Annotated in this window: 1 protein-coding gene; it reads right to left on the bottom strand. The window is 42.6% G+C overall.

Annotation, left to right across the window (positions count from 1 at the left end; all coding sequences use genetic code 11):
* Positions 1 to 853, bottom strand: an 853-nt coding sequence (locus AB2J24_RS19845) for an AMP-binding protein (RefSeq protein WP_367386812.1), incomplete at both ends; no start/stop codon positions are given.

Genomic DNA, 853 nt, shown 5'->3' with positions numbered 1-853 from the left:
CCTAAATAACCACGTGCTAAACCTGCTCCAGCTATATAAAGCTCACCACTAACACCAACGGGAACAGGACGAAGCCAATCATCCAATACATAAACCTGAGTGTTCCAAATCGGGCGCCCAATGGGGAGATCAGTGAACCATAACGCCACTTGTGTAGGTGCATTAAAAGCTACTGCAACGTGAGTTTCTGTTGGACCGTAATGATTGCGGAGATTACAATTCAATTTTGTGTTGAAAATTTTTATTAGCGCGTCGCTAGTTTTTAACACCTCACCAGCTTGGGTGATTTCTACAATGCAGCCAATTTCCGAATCCAATTCATGAGCAGTTTCTGCTATTGCATTGATAAGAAGAGACGTACCAAATAATCCATCTATTTTATGCTTGTTGAGCCAAGGAACAACATCTAGTGGTGAACGTTGTATGTGGCCCTTAGGGATAACCAATACGCTTCCAGCGAGAATTGTGGAAAGAATTTCTTGAAATGAAACGTCAAAACTAATTGCGGTAAGTTGACCTATCTTTTTCTTTCCACAGGTTGCATCACTTTGCCAAGACAGAAGATTAATCATCGCTCCAGTTGGCATTACGACACCTTTAGGTTTTCCAGTTGATCCTGATGTGTAGATGACATAGACGGGATTGGTGGGGGTGAGCGGCTGAACTCGGTCATGATTGTCTGGATTGGTTTCGCTTATAGCGTCCAATATTGTGATTATCTCAAGCGTATCGACAAGCAATATCGTATTATCATTTGGAAGATGCTCTACGGTTTGACTACTGCATACGGTACAGGCTGGCCGTGCATCTTTGATCATAACAGAAAGTCGTTCTGGTGGATATTCTGGATCAA

The organism is Lentilitoribacter sp. EG35, from assembly GCF_040784015.1.
Classification (GTDB): domain Bacteria; phylum Pseudomonadota; class Alphaproteobacteria; order Rhizobiales; family Rhizobiaceae; genus Lentilitoribacter.
The sequence above is the reverse complement of the archived record's forward strand: the minus strand, read 5'-3'. Positions and strand labels throughout refer to the sequence as shown.